This window comes from Streptococcus orisasini, from assembly GCF_001431045.1.
In the GTDB taxonomy this organism is placed as follows: domain Bacteria; phylum Bacillota; class Bacilli; order Lactobacillales; family Streptococcaceae; genus Streptococcus; species Streptococcus orisasini.
In genome coordinates, this window is sequence record NZ_BCLE01000009.1 from 103,557 (window position 1) to 120,260 (window position 16,704).

The window sequence follows — 16,704 nt, forward strand, 5'->3', positions numbered from 1 at the left end:
AGATCTATGACAATTGGAATTGATAAAATTGGTTTTGCGACCAGCCAATATGTCTTGAAAATGAAAGACTTAGCTGCGGCACGCAACGAGGATCCTGAAAAATTCAGCAAGGGACTCATGCTTGACGCACTCAGTATTGCTCCTATTACAGATGACATTATCACTTTAGCCGCTTCTGCTGCTGAGGAGATTTTAACAGATGAAGACAAAGAGCTGATTGATATGGTTATTGTCGCAACCGAATCAAGTGTTGATCAAAGCAAGGCTGCTGCGGTCTATGTTCATCAGCTGCTGGGCATTCAGCCTTTTGCCCGCAGTATCGAAATGAAAGAAGCTTGTTACAGTGCCACTGCAGCTCTTAATTATGCCAAACTGCATATCGAAAAGCACCCTCAGGCGCGAGTGCTTGTACTGGCCAGCGACATTGCCAAATATGGTATTAATACTCCCGGTGAGTCAACTCAAGGAGCAGGCTGTGTGGCCATGCTGGTCAAAAAAGATCCTCGCATTTTGATTCTCCATGATGAAAACCTAGCGCAGACACGCGATATTATGGATTTCTGGCGGCCTAATTATTCGACTACACCTTACGTTAACGGCATCTATTCTACCAAACAGTATCTGGATATGCTGAAAACAACTTGGGCAGAATACCAGAAACGCTTTGACACTTCTTTAGCTGATTTTGCAGCCTTTTGTTTCCACCTGCCTTTTCCAAAGCTGGCTCTCAAAGGTTTCAATAAAATCATGGACAAAAGGCTGCCAAGCGCCGCACAGGAAAAACTGCGTGCAAATTTTGAAGCTTCTATTCTTTACAGCCAGCAAATTGGAAACATCTATACAGGTTCCCTTTTTTTGGGGCTGCTTTCACTGCTTGAAAACAGCAAACATTTAGAAGCTGGCGATAACATCGCTCTCTTTAGCTACGGCAGCGGCGCTGTTGCAGAAATCTTTACGGGAACCTTGGCTGAAGGTTTTAAGGAACAGTTACCAAGCAATCGTTTAAAAAGCCTCGCACAGCGCAGTCCCTTATCGGTAGCAGAATATGAAAAGATGTTCTTTGAAGAAGCTGATTTGGATGAAAACGGCAACGCCTCTTTTGAGAATTATAAAACAGGTCCTTTTGCCCTTAAAAAAATCATAGAACATCAGCGAATTTATGGTAAAATCAATGACTAAAGACAAAGTAAATTGGACAGGTTTTTCGAAGAAGTCCCTGCAGGAGCGAATCAATTTACTGGCTGAAAAACAGCTGCTCAGCTCTGAAAATATAGACAACTTGAAATATAACCGCCAACTGCCGCTGGAAACAGCCAATCAAATGGCCGAAAATGTTGTGGGAGCACATTCTCTGCCTTTTGCCATGGCGCCTGATTTTCTCATTGATGGCAAGGACTATCAGGTGCCCTTTGTAACTGAAGAGCCTTCTGTTGTTGCGGCGGCCAGCTTCGCTGCCAAAATCATCAAGCGTTCAGGCGGCTTTACAACAATCATTCATGACCGGCTGATGATTGGTCAAGCGGCACTTTATCAGGTCCCCAATCTCAAGAAAGCCCAAAAAGACATTCTGGCCCAAAAAACTCAGTTATTAATGCTAGCTAATGAGGCCTACCCTTCTATCGTTAAACGTGGAGGCGGTGCGCGCGATTTGACAGCAGAAATAAAAGAAGACTTTCTTATTGTTTACCTGACAGTTGACACACAGGAAGCTATGGGTGCCAATATGGTTAATACCATGATGGAAGCCCTGATGCCGCTGCTAGAAGAATTATCCGGCGGTCAACAGCTAATGGCAATCCTGTCAAATTACGCAACAGAATCCCTAGTCACAGCAAATTGTCAGGTTGAGCTTAGATTTCTCAGCCGTGATAAGGTAATGGCACAGACATTTGCCCATAAGATAGAGCTGGCTAGCAACTTGGCGAGAATAGATAGCTATCGGGCCAGCACCCACAACAAGGGAATTTTCAATGGCATTGACGCTGTTGTGATGGCGACCGGTAATGATTGGCGGGCCATAGAGGCAGGCGGTCATACCTATGCAGCTAAGGATGGCCAGTACCGCGGCTTGTCTGCTTGGACCTTTGATCAGAAACAGCAAATTCTCAAAGGCTCTCTGACTCTGCCTCTGCCTGTTGCAACCAAGGGCGGATCCATCGGTCTCAATCCCAGTGTCCGGACAGCTCATGACTTGTTGGGCAACCCAAATGCCCGTGAACTGGCGGCTGTCATTGCTTCAGTGGGACTGGCACAAAATTTTGCAGCGCTCAAGGCCCTTACCAGTACTGGCATTCAGGCAGGACACATGAAACTACAGGCTAAATCCTTAGCCTTACTTGCCGGAGCCAAGGAAAAGGAAATTCCAACTCTTGTTTCTCAGCTTCTTAAAGCTAAACATATGAATTTAGAAACCGCGCAGATTATTTTAGAAAATATCAGAAATCAAAACACCTAGACCTCAGTAATCTAGGTGTTTTGTCTCTTTAATAAGGAATTAACTGCTGTCAGCTTCCTGTACTACTTTTTTCTGATCTATATTTATTTTTAGAGAGCCGCATTTTTTCCTTGACAACAATTTTATATAATTATATAATCTGGTTATGAAAACTAGATGAACTGAAGGTGATAATTCGTGACCTATTCCTATCCTCAATGGAAAGAGCTGCCGGAGTTAGACCTGTATCTTGATCAGGTTCTCTTGTATGTCAATCAGGTAGCCAGCTGCTCTTCCTCACAAAATGATAAAGGGCTGACAGCAGCTATGATTAACAATTATGTCAAACACGGCCATATTGACAAACCAATCAAGAAAAAATACAGCCGCAAACAAGTAGCTCGCCTGATTGTGATTACTAGCCTAAAGAATGTTTTTGCCATTCAGGAAATCAGCCAGACACTGGAAATACTGACAGCTAATTCTCAATCAGAAACAAATTACAACTATTTTGCAGCTTGCATGAACGGTGAAAGCACGGACAAAATTCCCGCTGTTATCGTTTCTGCCTGCCAGACATTGAAACTCTATCATAAAACACATCAGCTTGTTTTAGAATTGAAAAGGGGTGACACAGATGAGTCCGACTCAAACACTTAAATTAAGTAAACAGCTAAGTTTTGGCGAAGAGGTTGCCAACAGCGTTACCCATGCTGTCGGTGCTGCTATAATGCTCGTTTTGCTGCCTATCACTGCTATTTATAGCTATCAATCTTATGGTATAAAGGCTGCAGTCGGTATGTCTATTTTTGTCATCAGTCTCTTTTTAATGTTCCTATCGTCAACCGTCTACCATTCCATGCAGTATGACTCGCCGCAGAAATACATCCTGCGCATTATTGACCACAGCATGATTTATATCGCCATTGCAGGATCTTACACACCAGTAGCTCTGTCTCTGGTCAGCGGCTGGCTGGGTTACCTTATTATTATTTTGCAGTGGGGAACAACTATTTTTGGTATCTTGTACAAAATTTTTGCCAAAAAGATTAATGATAAATTTAGCCTCTTTCTTTATCTGCTGATGGGTTGGCTGGTTATCTTTATCATTCCAGCTATCATCAGTAAAACCGGACTTACCTTTTGGCTCTTGATGCTGGGCGGCGGACTTTCTTACACAGTCGGTGCCTTCTTCTATGCCAAGAAAAAGCCTTATTTTCATATGATATGGCATCTCTTTATTCTTTTAGCGTCAGCCTTACAGTACATTGCTATTGTTTATTATATGCTGTAAGATCTGCTTTTAAAAAGCTAATTAGAGTTAGCCTTAATTTCTGTATCCATAAAAAAAGTGAGAAAAATCCTTTAAATACAAGGACTTTTCTCACTTTTTCATTTGTTTGCGGCATAGCGCTCATGGCTTTTGCTGAGCTTCTTTTAAACGGCCATATAAGATATAATCAACTTTTTGAAGTTCTTTAACAGTCTTGCAATTAAGAGCGCACATAATCAGCCGCAAATCCTCTTTCCAGCTGTTGACAATGTCAATGGCTTTTTCGATTGGATAGCTTTCAACCAGTTCTAAAACCGTCCGTGACAGACCAACTGCTCTGGCACCCAAAACAAGGCATTTCACCATATCCAAAGGATGTCTGACACCACCCGAGGCTAAAATTTCTACCTGATTCATCAAAGGATGGGCATTTAGCAATGCTTGAAGGGTGGTCTGCCCCCATTCATTGAGATAGGAACGGTTGCCGCCACGCTCATTTTCAATATAAGCAAAACTGGTGCCGCCGCGGCCGGAGATATCAAAGGTTTTAATTCCTAGTTCTGCTGCTGTTTCAATCGTTTTAACATCCATGCCAAAACCAACTTCCTTAAGAATAAGCGGTACAGGGATGTCTCTAACATAAGCGGAAAGATGAGATTTCCAAGGACGAAACTTGCGCTCTCCTTCCGGCATAAGAAGTTCCTGCATAACATTGACATGAACCTGCAGAAAAAGCGGTTTTGTTCTTTCAACTGTCTGCAGGCCTGCAGCTGCTGGTTTATCAAGGCCGATATTAGCAGCCAAAAGCAGGTTTGGAAATTCTTGCCGGTTAGGATAGGAGGTGTCATTTTCATTTTTGAGTGCTGCGCTGTAGGAACCTGTCACCATGACAATCCCTGTGGCTTCAGCTACTTGAGCAAGTTTGCGGTTAACAGCTTTTGCTTTGCTGCTGCCGCCCGTCATGGCATTAATATAAAAAGGAAATTCAAAATTCCGGCCTGCAAAATGTGTGCTTAAATCAATTTCACTCAGGTCATAATCGGGCAGAGAATGATGAACAAGCTCCATATCATCAAAGCTGTTGTATGGTGCTTCGTACTTCAAAGCATATTTGATATGCTCATCTTTTCTGTTTGCCATGTTTTCTCCTATAATTTTTCTTGGTAAAGCAATTCGATTCCGCTTGTCTGCCAGCGTTCTGCTAAGGTCTGACTGTCTTTTTCATCAAAGGACAGAGCGATTCCGCAGTCACCGCCGCCAGAACCTGACGATTTGGCAGCAGCATCCAGTCCCTGACTGGCTGCCTTTAGTTCCTTTAACTTATCACTGTAAATGGCAGGGCTAAGAGCAGAAAGCAAATTAGAGACATTTTCAATTTCTGCTTTGATGGCAACTTTTTCTCCTGCTTCTAAATCAGACCTCAGCTGGAGAACAGCTTTTTGAGTCTGCATCAGAAAATCATCTGTAACGGCTGACGTAACCAAATTAATCATGTCACGCGAAATGGCCGCTTCCTTAGTCCAGCCGACCAGAAAGTCACAAGAAAGAGCTGGTTTAATGATTTCAATGCTGTAACCCCAATCCTTCGCCAAAACAGTCTTTAAATCATAACTTTCAATCCAAGTGCGCACCCGGCTGCGGTCAAAGGCAGTAAATAAAATCAAATCATCATAAGCAATGCAGGCCAGATCTCCCATGGAACCATTATCACCGCGCTTAATCAAGGTATAGGAGGCCAATTTAAAGAGCGTGTCTCTGGATAGTTTCACATGGTAAAAAGCCGCTAAAGCTTTCAAGGTCAAAACAGTCACGCTGCCGCTGGAGCCGATACCGAATTTGATGCCGCTGCGCTCCATTTTACCGGTAATATCTAGAGTAAAAGGTCTTAAATCAGACACATCCTTACCCCAAAAAGCAGCCCAAACAGCAATTGTTTCCTGAATCAGCGCATAGTTAGCATCTGCTGCCATCCCTGTGCGATAGTCAAACATATCAGACCAGATAGAAATCTGATCGGCCGGTTTAATGCTGGCTGTCATATAAATCGGGATATTCTTGATGATAGCTGACTGTTCGGGCGTTAAAACAGCATATTCACCGGCGATATAAAGTTTGCCACCGGTTTGTACCTGAATAACATCATCCATCTTAAAGTTCCTTCGTTTTAGACTTGATAATCTGATAGTCCTCAGCCAGCGAAGCCGCCAAATGCTCTAAATCTTCTTCCAAACACAGAACTTTGACATTGGGCCCTGCATCCATAGTAAAATAGCACCTTTCTCCCTGCTGCCTAAGATTCCTGACTCTTTCCATGGCCTGATAAGACTTTTCGGTCAAATAAGAAAAGGATGGTTTTGCACTCTCAGTTGTTGCATGCATAGCAAGGGCATTGCGCTCGGCCAATTCCCCTACTTTGTCAAAATCATTAGCTTCCAGATAAGTCAGCATGTTGGCATAATCTTGTTCAGACTGGGCAATCCAATCTTTAAAATTGCTGGAAGTTTCTGAACAGCGTTTCATGCCATCTCGACTGGAAATTGGTTTTTTACGGTCATCCAAAATCAGCATAATCATAGCTAGCTTTAAGTCTGTCTTAACCTTATAAATCTCACCAGAATCTTTATCCCAGGCAGCCACGGGACCAAAGAAGGAACGGGAAGAAGAGCCAGACGCAAATTTTGCCAGTTGAGCCAGCTTACTTTGGCTGAGATGCCCTTCAAAAAGGATGTTAGCTGCTTTCACAAGGGCAGACAAACCGCTGGAACTTGATGAAAGGCCAGCGGCTGTCGGCATATTATTAGAGCTTTCAATTTTCACAAAAAGCGGCTGATCTTTTCGGAAATAATCTAAAATCTTGCTCATCTTGGCATGTTCTGCTTCATTTTGCAAAACACCGTCAATATAAAATTCATCAGCCTCGGCGGCTGGCAAAAGCGAAAGTTTGGTTTCAGTATACATGTTTTCAAGTGTCAGTGAAATACTGCTGGTAGAGGGAATCATCTTTTCAGCGTCTGCTTTCCCCCAATACTTAATAATAGCAATATTAGCATAAGATTTGACTTTTACAGATTTTTCAGTCACTTTCAAACGTCCCTTCGCCTAAGATCTTGCAATGTATTACCTTTTTATTTTAATATAAAAATGAGAAAAAAGCGACCCCAAAAAAGATCGGAAAATACTATGACCGACCTTTTTCGTTAATGAATCAAAAAATTTCTATTCTGGTGTCTTAGATAAAAGTTTACGGTTTTGCGGACTTGACCAGAGGGCGTCGAAATCACATTTGTTTAGGTTTTCCGCTTTGGCCTTGTGGCAAAAGGAAAACCAGCCAGCAGTGGTTCATTGGTGCTAAAGCACCTAATGAACTGTGCAAGGGTAAGACTTCTTGGCCTAGCCAACAAGTCTTACTCCCAACCACTGCGGTCAAGAGCTTATTCCAAAACAGGAATATTGGACAAATTTTTGCTCAGCCTATCACAATATATAATTTACCGAATAACTGTCATCAGACAAAATACGTGCCAAAAAGCGCCGTGTTCTCTCCTCCTTAGGACGTAGGAAAAATTCCCTAGGAGCTCCTTCTTCAATGATATGGCCGCCATCCATAAAGACAACATGATTGGCCACATCTCTAGCAAAGCTCATCTCATGTGTTACCACAACCATGGTAACTCCATCTTGCGCTAGCTGCTTCATTACACCTAAAACATCACCAATCAATTCAGGATCTAGTGCTGATGTTGGTTCATCAAAGAAGATAACATCAGGCTTTACAGCAATAGCACGCGCAATACCAATCCGCTGTTGCTGACCGCCAGAGAGCTGTTTGGGATAATAGTCCTTATGACTCAACAAACCCACTTTTTCTAAAGCTTCTAAAGCTGTTTTTTCTGCTTCAGCCTTTGGAATCTTTCTAGCAATAACAAGGCCTTCTAGAATATTTTCCAAAGCTGTTTTATTGGCAAAAAGATTGTAATGCTGAAAAACAAAAGCTGTTTTTTGACGAATGTCCAATACCTCTTTCCGATTTAAGGAAGCTAGGTCATAAGAGTGACCGTCCAAGGTCAGCTGTCCTTGATCAGCCTTCTCTAAATGATTGAGGCAGCGCAGAAAAGTTGTTTTACCCGATCCGCTGGGGCCCAGAATAACCACGACATCACCCTTGCCAACTGTCAGGCTAACATCTTCCAGAACTGTCTTACCATCAAATTGTTTTGATAAATTTTTTATATCTAACATAAGTTCTCCTTAAACAAACTGCTTTTCTAGAGCTGAGAATCCCCATTGAATCAGACCACAGATGATAATATAAATGATGAAAATCACCAGATAAGATTCAAAGTACTGATAGCCATGGGCAGCTTCAACCTTGGCAATGGCCGTGATATCCTTAACCGTCATGACAAAGACAAGGGAGGTCCCTTTAACAATATTAATAACTAGGTTGCACAGATTGGGAAGAGCATTTCGCAAAGCTTGAGGAAAAACGATCCTGATGTAACTTTGAGTAGTTGTCAGACCAATGGACTGGGCTGCTTCTAGTTGCCCCTTATCAACTGTTAGGATGGCAGAACGCAAAATTTCTGACAAGCTTCCAGTAGTCATCAGACTAAAGATAATAAAAGCGTAATAAATAGGATTGAGCTTGAAAATATCAAATCCGCTGGATTTTAAAATGGTATTTAAAACGCTAGGTAAGAGGCTGTAAAAAAATAAAATCAAAAGAATTGGCGGCGTTGCTCGGATAAAGGCTAGATAGACAACTGAAAAAGCTGTGACTCCTTTGACCTTATAAATTCTGCCTAAAGCTAAAAATAAGGCTGGGAAAAAACTCAGCAAGATAGAGACTGCCATAATAGCCAAAGTGACAGGGACACCCTTTAAAGAGAGCAAAAATGTATGAAAAATATACGAAAAATCCATAGCTCCTCCTTAACCATTTCCCTTATCGAGACTGTGCTCCATCAGATAAGACAGAGCCGTCAATACTAAAGCCAAACCCCAATAGATAAGAGCAACAGCCGTATAAGTTTCCAAGGAATAATTCCCAAGATTGCGGCTGATTAGCAAATTGCCTGCTCCCATAATATCGACTAAACCAATCGTATAAGCCAAGGCAGCATCTTTCATTAGATTCAAAACAGCTGTCGTCATATTAGGCAGAGCAATTTTAAAGGTCTGCGGCAGCAAAATACGGATAAAGGTTTGATATCCCGTTAGACCAATACTCAGTCCTGCTTCCAGCTGCCCTTTAGGAACTGCTAAATAAGCTGCTTTAAAAACTTCTGATATAGAGGCTGCAAAAAGCAAGACCATGGTCACAACAACAAAAATGGTACGTGACCAGCCATCAACATCCAAATGGAGCCACCAGGTTAAAAATTTAGGCAGGCCATAGAAAACAAGAAAGAGCAAAACAATAGGCGGTGTACACCTCAGCGTAAAAACATAAGCTTTAGCAAATCCGGCAAGACCAGTATCAGAACCCACTTGTGCCCAAGCAAGCCCTGCTCCCAGAATACTTCCTAAAAGGACAGTAAGAAAGATGACCCACAAGGTCAAAGGCAGGGCAGCTATGATGGTTGGCAAAAATTTAAAAACATAAGACGGTGTATAAGAAACCATACAATCTCCTATTTTGTCACATAGTTAAAGACATCTTCCCCAAAGTATTTCTTAGACAGTTTTGATAACGTTCCGTCTTTCTTTAGTTCTTTGATTGCCTTGTTGTATGCTTTTACAAATTTCTTATTGGACTGATTACGGTGTATCAAAGGATAAGTCTCAATCCCCTTGTAAGGAATCCAAGTCAGTTTATCAGCATATTTGTGATAGGATCCGTCCTTATCCTTAACAGCCTGTTCAAAGGACAGTTTAATGTCAAAGTAAGCATCGTAACGTTTCTCAAGAACCCAAGCATAGGCGTCTGCTACTGTGAAACTTTCTGCAGCTTTGAGATCAATGGGCTTATCCTTGTGATTTTTATTGTAATCCTCGATTACATTCCACTGGGCATTTTGTGGGGAAATAGGAACCAGCTTGCCACCTAATTGGGCAAAAGAGTTAATGTTTTTAAATCTTGCTTTATCTTCCTTACGGATGGTAAAACCAATGACACTAGCTCCAATAGCGTCTTTAGGAATAATAAATTTTTGAGCACGTTCTTTCGTATACCAAGCTCCCTTGGTACCGATATCATATTTGCCCGACTCTAGGCCAATCAGTAAATCTTCATCACTTGTCCCGGTATATTTAAATTTATAATCCGGCAATTTTTTATCTATAGCTTTTAAAACCTCTACTTCATAGCCGGTATTTTCACCTTTGTCATTAACATAATCATAGGGTACGTAGTTTTGAGTATGGGCAACTTTCAAAGTTTTTACTTTTCCATTTGCAGCATTGTTGCCGGTCAACTGACGACCGATAATAGTTCCGCCAATGAGAATAATCAGTACTCCGCCTGTGATAAACCATTTTTTCTTAGCCATTCAATCATTCCTTTCTTTTATAAAGCTGCCGCTTCTTTAACCCAGGCAATACGCTCAGCAGCAATATCGCTTGGAATTGTGCAGTCTGCACCAATAATCGTTGCTTTTTTGCCAGCTTCTTTTAAAAGTTTCGCTACTGTCTGTTGAATTTCTTCCTTACTTCCCTTATAGAGCAAGCCTTCCTTTGTATTGACAAAGCCACCCAGAACAGGTTTACCACCAAAGAGTTTACGTCCTTCTGCCAGACTGATACCTTCTGGACCGACAGCCCAATTAAAGACCTGAGCTGGATAATCTTTAAAGAGACTGATATCATTGCTAGCCCCTTCGTAACCACAGATATGAAGAACACTCAAGCCAGCTGCCTTATGGGCTGCTTCAAGAATAGTCAAATCACTGGGAGCAATATACTTGCTGTAATCCTGTGAAGTAACACGATCATCTTGAATAGACTGCACACTAAGATAGATTCCTTCAATCCCAGTTTCCTTAATAATTTTTTGAACTAAAATGGCAATGTCATCAGCAATAACTCCTAAAACCTTTTTTAAGGTTTGGGCATCTTCCTGCAGAAAATCAGCAATGATAGTATCTCCACTTGCTACCTTGCCAGCTAGCTGCCACTTAAGATAGGTGACCGGAGCAAAAATATTATAAATAGCAACAATGTCTTCGGTAAAGCTCTTTTTAATAGCCTTGACTAATTCTACCTGCTGGTCAAACCAAGGATGATCCTTACCAATAGAGGTAATAGCCGCCAATTCCTTAATAGAAGTCACTTCGGTAGTAATTAAAGGATTAGGATAGGTGAAAAAGCCATCACTCATAATTTTGATAAAATCAGGTTCCACCTCTTGGATAAATTTCCTATGACCTTCCAGATTTTTCTTAAACAGACTGCGGCTGTTAAGCCCTCGACCCAACTCTTCTTCCGGCAAAAAATGATACCAAAAGCCAACTGGTACTTGTTCTACTTCTTCACCTCTAAATGCTTTTAAAACCCATTCTTTTTTACTATCTGTCATAAGCCTGTCCTCCTTTGAAATAAATATGATTTTATCCTACCATCTCCCAAACACCTTGTATAATTTATCTTTTTTATGGTAAGCTATAAATTTTATTTATGGCCGTTTAAAAGCGTATAAACACTGGCAAAGAAAAACGTTATCAGGCTATAAGAAAAATGTATCACCTCTTTGCTTTTTTCTATCAGCTTTTTGCAGATTTTATATTGTTCCTTTTGTTATAATGTCAAAAAAGCTCAAGAAGAAGGAATTAGTATGAATTTTCAACAATGCCGCTATGTTGAGGCTATCGCCAAGACAGGCTCTTTCAGTGAAGCCGCAAAAAGACTTTATGTTACCCAGCCCAATCTTTCCTCATCCATCAAAGAATTAGAGGAAGAACTAGGTGTCCAGCTCTTTATCCGCTCTAATACTGGAGCGCGTTTGACAGATGATGGCTATGACTTTCTTAAATACGCCAAACGTATCCTAGGAGAAATGGACTTACTTAAACAGCGTTATCAAAACAATTACAAAAACAGTTTTACCTTAAGTTCCCACCACTATGATTTTTTAGCCATTCCGCTGCTTGATATCGCAGAACGTTTTAAAGATGACTACCAACACTTCCACCTTATTGAGACAACGACCAAAAAAATTCTTGAAAGTGTCCTCAATTTTGAAAGCGACTTAGGTATTCTCTATCTCAATGACGATAACCGCCATATTTTGGAGCGCTACTTCAAGCAGTACAATCTTACCTTTACTCCGCTTGGTGATTTTCCAACACGCATCTTCCTAAGAAAAGGCCATCCCTTGGCCAAGCAAAAGCTCATCGAAAAATCTCAGCTCAAGAATTATAAACAGGTACGCTTCAGACAGGAAACAGCTGGGCTTAACTTTGATGAAGACACCTTGGATATTCCTAAAGACCAAGCTGTTTTTTACAGCAATGACCGTGGCACCATTATGAATATCCTCTGTGGCTCTGACGCCTATGCTTCAGGCCTGGGAATTGTCAACAGTTTCATCAAGGATCAGATTGTCCTCATTCCCCTCAAAGACAGCGAAAAACATACCCTCGGTTTTGTTACTAACAACCGCAAGCAAGAGTCTGCCATCATGCAAAAATTCATTACTGCTGTCAAGGAAAGCCTAAAAGAATATAACAGTGACAGCTGACAGCTTTTTAAACTTAAAAATAAAGAAACAAGATGACATATACATGATTGCCTTGTAGTCATCTGCCGTTTGTCTTATAAGCAAACTCATAGTCGGTTAGCTAAATTCAGTTCAATTGTTTGCCATATCAAAGGATAAATCTTATAATATCTAAGGCATTATTATAAGGAGGCAATCATGTCAGTGCTTAAAACTATTTTAGTGATTTTAGTCGCTTTAGAATTCTTTTATATTATGTACCTAGAAACTCTAGCTACACAATCTGCTAAAACATCTCAGGTTTTTGGGATGAGTCAGGAAAAATTAGGCCAAAAAGAAATCGATACACTTTTCAAAAATCAAGGAATTTATAACGGCCTTATCGGCCTAGGATTGCTTTATGGCTTGATTTTCAATACAAGTATTATTTTGCCAATCTTGCTATACATCATTTTGGTAGCTGCATACGGTGCTTACAGCAGCAATCCTAAAATTTTACTAATGCAGGGCGGCTTAGCTATCATCACAGCCATCCTCTATCTTTTCTAGCAGACCATTAAAGTTTCGATCCTAAAATCAAGATGCGAGAATTCCTGGCAAGAACGAAAAGACCTGAGACATTATTGTCCCAGGTTCTTTTTCATAATTGACACTAGAGTAGAATCTTAAAAGTGATGGTACCATTTTTATAAGAAACTGAAATTTTTCCTTTAAAAATGTTGACAATGCTCTGCGCCATTGATAGTCCAATACCATAACCGGATGTTTGATTATTGTGAGATTCATCTTCCCGATAAAAACGGTCAAAGAAACGGCTGTAATCAATTTTCGCACCTTCTTTAAAGGTATTTGAAACCTCTAGCTTGGCCTTTTTAAAGCCGCTGGTTTTACTGAGTTTAACACTCACTGTTCCGCCCTCATCACAATACTTATTAGCATTATCCATCAAAAGAGTGACTAATTCAAATAAAGATTTTTCTTCAGCCTTGACATAGACATTAGAATCAATGGCCATCTCAAAAGTTTTTCCGTCTTTAATGATAGGAGCCTTAAAAGCTTCTGCTGCATCCTGAGCAATTTTTGAAAAATGAACACTTTCAAGAACAACATCCGGCTGTTCTTCTAATCTTGCCAAAGTAACCAGTTGATTGATTAGATGCGTCAGGCGTTCGACTTGGTCCTTTGTGCTCTTAGTCCATTCTGTCTCGCCGGTTGTCAGTTCCTGCAGCTCATTATTAGCCGAAATAATAGATAGCGGTGTTTTTAATTCATGTCCAGCATTTGTAATGAAACGCTTTTGTTTCTCATAATTCTCAACATAAGGTTTAATAGCAAAGCCTGAAAAAACAGAAACGATAAAAATAAAAAGAATGAAACTGTAAAATGACATTCTGATAGAAAGAGTCAACAATCCCGAACGGTCATCAATAAAACGCGTCGCATCCAAAACAACTACCAGCTGCTTATCCTTTTCTTTGAGATTTGTTACCTTGTAGGCGTAAAAATGATAGTTTCTCTTAAAATAACCTATTTTTTGGCTGTTCAGACTGATATCTTCCATGTACTGAGCGATCTGTTCCCTGTCCACATCAGGAATATGCTGCACATTAAAAGAAGTTATTTCCTTTTTATTTTTAATAATAAAGCTATAATATTGATACTGATCAACAATAGTTCCTGATAGATTTCTTCTCTCCGGATCCTTATTAATGTCGTCAGTTTTCGGGAATTCGCCACTGTTTTTGGACAGAATCCGCAGGACAGATTCAACCTCCCTATTATTTTGAACATAGTGAACTGAGTTGAAAATGATGATAAAAGATAATAAAATCCCCAGAATGGCAAGAGATGAAATTAAAATAAAGCGAAATCTAATCTTACGAAGCATAATCATCACCTGCCGTTTCCACGAGAGTGAAATCTCCATTTTCTTTCCCTAGGATAGCAAGATTCGCTTTAATAGCTTTGAGCTTTTGTCTGAGATAGGAAACATAGATAAAGACATAGCCATCATCAATTTCAGGGTTATCATCCTTGGCCCAAACATGCTGGAAAATTTCCTTAGTGGACAAAGATTTATTAGGATTAAGCATAAAAAAAGCCATTAATTTTGCTTCTTTTCCTGCTAAGCGGATAGAATTGCTGGCTGCCAGTTCCTGTTGGGCAATATCAAGCTTGACACTGCCAAAGGTCAGGATTTTATCGGTAAAACTGTCCAGCCGCCGTTCCAAAGAAGCCATACGAGCCAAAAGTTCTTTGAGCGAAATAGGCTTCGTTAAATAATCATCAGCACCAGCTTCCAAACCAGTCACCTTGTCTTCTATTTCCGACATCGCCGTCAACATAATCGCATGGGTGCTATCTCCGCTGGCACGAATGTCACGCAAGGCTTCCAGACCAGTTTTTATTGGCATCATGATATCCAAAATAAAAACATCATAGACATTGTCGCTTGCTTTTTTCACAGCATCCTGTCCGTTATAAACTTGATCAACCCGATAGCCCTGATGTTCTAGAGCCGCTGTATAAACACGTGATAGCTGTTCTTCATCTTCTGCCAGTAAAATACTCAAAGACATCTCACTCACCGCTTTCTGCAATTAAATTTCGGATAGTCTGCATGGAAAGATCGCAGGAAGCCAACTCGTCTGCGCAGCGTTTCAGTTCTTTAACAATCCGTTCAGGATTTTTAATATCATGCTTGTACTTCATTTGATGTTCCAAACTAGCCCAAGAATCCATAGCTATAGTTCTTAACTGAACTTCCACAAAATAGCTTCCCGGCAGCTGTCCTAAACAATCTTCAAAAGGTGTCCTTATTTCCAAAATCAAATGATAAGAACGATAGCCATTAGGTTTAGCCTGATCAATATAATCTTTTTCATTGTAAACGCTGATACCATCCATTTCTTTAAGGATAGCAACTGTTTTATAAATATCATCAACAAAACCGCAGATAATGCGAATTCCAATCGCATCCCGGATTTCCTTAAGGGCAGACTCAGCCGTTAGAGGAAGATTTTTGCGCTGGCATTTTTCAATCATGCTGTCATTGGTTTTAACCCGTGCAAGAAAATGCTCAAACAACTTAAATCCGGTTTCTGCCTTTACACGCTGATTTTCAGCTTGAATTTTTCGGCTTAAATCCTCCAAAATTTGAAATAAATAACTTTCATACTTCCCATAAATTGTTTCTTGTGACATCATTCATCCTTTTTGCTTACTTGCTCTATTATATCATACAAGATTAAAGAAACCTTATTTTATCAACTGACATTCTAAATTTCTAATTTTGGAGGAGACTGCCTAAGGTCTCACATCGTTTCGATGAAAAAACTGACTTTGAAATTTTGATATATTTTATTTAGCTGGAATAAACACAAAAAACTTACCATACGAGCAATGGCAAGTTTTGATCTATCATTGATTAATCGTCAGAACCTTTTGAAGACTGATGAGCCTGTCTAACATATTTTATTCCCCATAATAAAAGGATAAAAAGGATAAAACTGATGACAGCAACGGCTGAGAAAATAATGATGCTATAAACTGCTTTTACATGAGTAGCCTTATAGCAGCTTAAAACAGTTAACAACAAAAAGATAGCAGCAAAGATGAGCTGATGAGCAACTTTTGAAGAGAAAAGTTCCCCCAACTCTTTGAAGCGCTTTCTGGGTATTTTTCGATTCATTATCGTTTCAGATAAATAGTCTAAAGCATTCCCTCCCATTACTAATATAAAACCTATAATGGCCATACATTTTGAGATAGGCCACAATAACCATGCTAAATAAAATGCGAGAGGGATAAGAACAAAGATTATTAGCTTCTTTTTATTTCTCATTTTAACTAAAACTTTTTTATATATTATTAGTGTGTACAATAATAGTAATTGGCACCAGCAGCAAAAGCTTGTGCTCCAAGATACATGGCAGCCCCTGGCAGTGTAGATGCTCCTAGTCCTATTGCAGCTGCAGCAGATGATAAACAAGAACCTTTTCCTCCGCCTTCAACAGTTGAAAGGGCTTCCTTATCCATAACATCAAATTGTTCAAATGCTTGTGTATTCATAACAAAACTCCTTTTTCATTTTTTGATCTTATTCCTTGGCCAAGAAACACTCATAGTATAACTTATTTTGATACTTTTGTGTGGCGATTATCGTGAATGGTATCAAATAGGTCGTGAATGGTCATTTTAGTGAGAAATCAAGAGGCATTTTCCCCATTTACGACATATTTGGGGGCGTTCACGACATTCAACATCAATTCTTTTAATTTTTTGGCATAATGAAGACAGATAGCTTTCGCCGTTCACTTTAGGGGCTGTCATCAGCACAAA

Annotated in this window: 19 protein-coding genes; 6 read left to right on the forward strand and 13 right to left on the reverse strand. The window is 40.2% G+C overall.

Annotation, left to right across the window (positions count from 1 at the left end; all coding sequences use genetic code 11):
• The first annotated feature begins 6 nt into the window (after positions 1-6).
• From SCSH_RS02000 to trhA, 4 genes are all read left to right on the forward strand, one after another.
• Entirely contained in the window at positions 7-1,179 is a 1,173-nt protein-coding gene (locus SCSH_RS02000) for a hydroxymethylglutaryl-CoA synthase (RefSeq protein ID WP_057490225.1), read from the forward strand.
• Complete coding sequence (locus SCSH_RS02005; RefSeq protein ID WP_057490226.1) at positions 1,172-2,455, forward strand: hydroxymethylglutaryl-CoA reductase, degradative; 1,284 nt, start codon at positions 1,172-1,174, stop codon at positions 2,453-2,455. The genes SCSH_RS02000 and SCSH_RS02005 overlap by 8 nt, the downstream gene beginning before the upstream one ends.
• A 177-nt stretch (positions 2,456-2,632) precedes the next feature.
• A complete protein-coding gene (locus SCSH_RS02010) occupies positions 2,633-3,094 on the forward strand; it encodes a DUF1836 domain-containing protein (protein WP_057490227.1) in 462 nt (153 codons plus the stop codon).
• Positions 3,072-3,728 carry a PAQR family membrane homeostasis protein TrhA gene (trhA, locus tag SCSH_RS02015; protein WP_057490228.1) on the forward strand — a complete coding sequence of 219 codons (657 nt, stop codon included), beginning with the start codon at positions 3,072-3,074 and terminating at the stop codon, positions 3,726-3,728. Before SCSH_RS02010 ends, trhA begins: the two co-directional genes overlap by 23 nt.
• Positions 3,729-3,848: 120 nt before the next feature.
• Here trhA and fni read toward each other — a convergent pair whose 3' ends face one another.
• From fni to SCSH_RS02055, 8 genes are all read right to left on the reverse strand, one after another.
• Entirely contained in the window at positions 3,849-4,847 is a 999-nt protein-coding gene (gene fni / locus SCSH_RS02020) for a type 2 isopentenyl-diphosphate Delta-isomerase (protein ID WP_057490229.1), read from the reverse strand.
• An 8-nt stretch (positions 4,848-4,855) separates the two neighbouring features.
• A complete protein-coding gene (locus SCSH_RS02025) occupies positions 4,856-5,854 on the reverse strand; it encodes a phosphomevalonate kinase (protein ID WP_057490230.1) in 999 nt (332 codons plus the stop codon).
• Position 5,855: 1 nt separating this feature from the next.
• Positions 5,856-6,788, reverse strand: coding sequence for a diphosphomevalonate decarboxylase (gene mvaD, locus SCSH_RS02030; RefSeq protein ID WP_057490262.1), 933 nt, complete (start codon positions 6,786-6,788; stop codon positions 5,856-5,858).
• Positions 6,789-7,181: 393 nt separating this feature from the next.
• Complete coding sequence (locus SCSH_RS02035) at positions 7,182-7,946, reverse strand: amino acid ABC transporter ATP-binding protein (protein ID WP_057490231.1); 765 nt, start codon at positions 7,944-7,946, stop codon at positions 7,182-7,184.
• Between the two features lie 9 nt (positions 7,947-7,955).
• Positions 7,956-8,630 carry an amino acid ABC transporter permease gene (locus SCSH_RS02040; protein ID WP_057490232.1) on the reverse strand — a complete coding sequence of 225 codons (675 nt, stop codon included), beginning with the start codon at positions 8,628-8,630 and terminating at the stop codon, positions 7,956-7,958.
• A gap of 9 nt (positions 8,631-8,639) precedes the next feature.
• Entirely contained in the window at positions 8,640-9,332 is a 693-nt protein-coding gene (locus SCSH_RS02045; RefSeq protein ID WP_057490233.1) for an amino acid ABC transporter permease, read from the reverse strand.
• An 8-nt stretch (positions 9,333-9,340) separates the two neighbouring features.
• On the reverse strand, positions 9,341-10,198 hold the full coding sequence (locus SCSH_RS02050; protein ID WP_057490234.1) for a transporter substrate-binding domain-containing protein: 858 nt from the start codon (positions 10,196-10,198) through the stop codon (positions 9,341-9,343).
• Between the two features lie 17 nt (positions 10,199-10,215).
• Positions 10,216-11,223, reverse strand: coding sequence for a uroporphyrinogen decarboxylase family protein (locus SCSH_RS02055; RefSeq protein ID WP_057490235.1), 1,008 nt, complete (start codon positions 11,221-11,223; stop codon positions 10,216-10,218).
• Positions 11,224-11,478: 255 nt separating this feature from the next.
• Between SCSH_RS02055 and SCSH_RS02060 the strand changes: the two genes are divergently transcribed.
• Positions 11,479-12,384 carry a LysR family transcriptional regulator gene (locus tag SCSH_RS02060; RefSeq protein WP_057490236.1) on the forward strand — a complete coding sequence of 302 codons (906 nt, stop codon included), beginning with the start codon at positions 11,479-11,481 and terminating at the stop codon, positions 12,382-12,384.
• A gap of 177 nt (positions 12,385-12,561) precedes the next feature.
• The gene (locus tag SCSH_RS02065; protein WP_057490237.1) at positions 12,562-12,912 is read left to right on the forward strand and encodes a DUF1304 domain-containing protein; all 351 of its coding nucleotides are present in this window, start codon (positions 12,562-12,564) and stop codon (positions 12,910-12,912) included.
• A gap of 103 nt (positions 12,913-13,015) precedes the next feature.
• Here SCSH_RS02065 and SCSH_RS02070 read toward each other — a convergent pair whose 3' ends face one another.
• The 5 genes from SCSH_RS02070 to SCSH_RS02090 all read right to left on the reverse strand — a co-directional run bounded on the left by SCSH_RS02070 (position 13,016) and on the right by SCSH_RS02090 (position 16,434).
• Positions 13,016-14,251 carry a sensor histidine kinase gene (locus tag SCSH_RS02070; protein ID WP_193743669.1) on the reverse strand — a complete coding sequence of 412 codons (1,236 nt, stop codon included), beginning with the start codon at positions 14,249-14,251 and terminating at the stop codon, positions 13,016-13,018.
• Entirely contained in the window at positions 14,241-14,942 is a 702-nt protein-coding gene (locus tag SCSH_RS02075; protein WP_057490239.1) for a response regulator transcription factor, read from the reverse strand. The genes SCSH_RS02070 and SCSH_RS02075 overlap by 11 nt, the downstream gene beginning before the upstream one ends.
• 1 nt (position 14,943) lies before the next feature.
• Positions 14,944-15,567: a GTP pyrophosphokinase gene (locus SCSH_RS02080; RefSeq protein WP_057490240.1), complete on the reverse strand. Its 624-nt coding sequence runs from the start codon at positions 15,565-15,567 to the stop codon at positions 14,944-14,946.
• A 223-nt stretch (positions 15,568-15,790) separates the two neighbouring features.
• Positions 15,791-16,207, reverse strand: coding sequence for a hypothetical protein (locus SCSH_RS11350; RefSeq protein WP_238581362.1), 417 nt, complete (start codon positions 16,205-16,207; stop codon positions 15,791-15,793).
• 26 nt (positions 16,208-16,233) lie between these two features.
• A complete protein-coding gene (locus tag SCSH_RS02090; protein ID WP_057490241.1) occupies positions 16,234-16,434 on the reverse strand; it encodes a Blp family class II bacteriocin in 201 nt (66 codons plus the stop codon).
• Between the last annotated feature and the right edge of the window lie 270 nt (positions 16,435-16,704).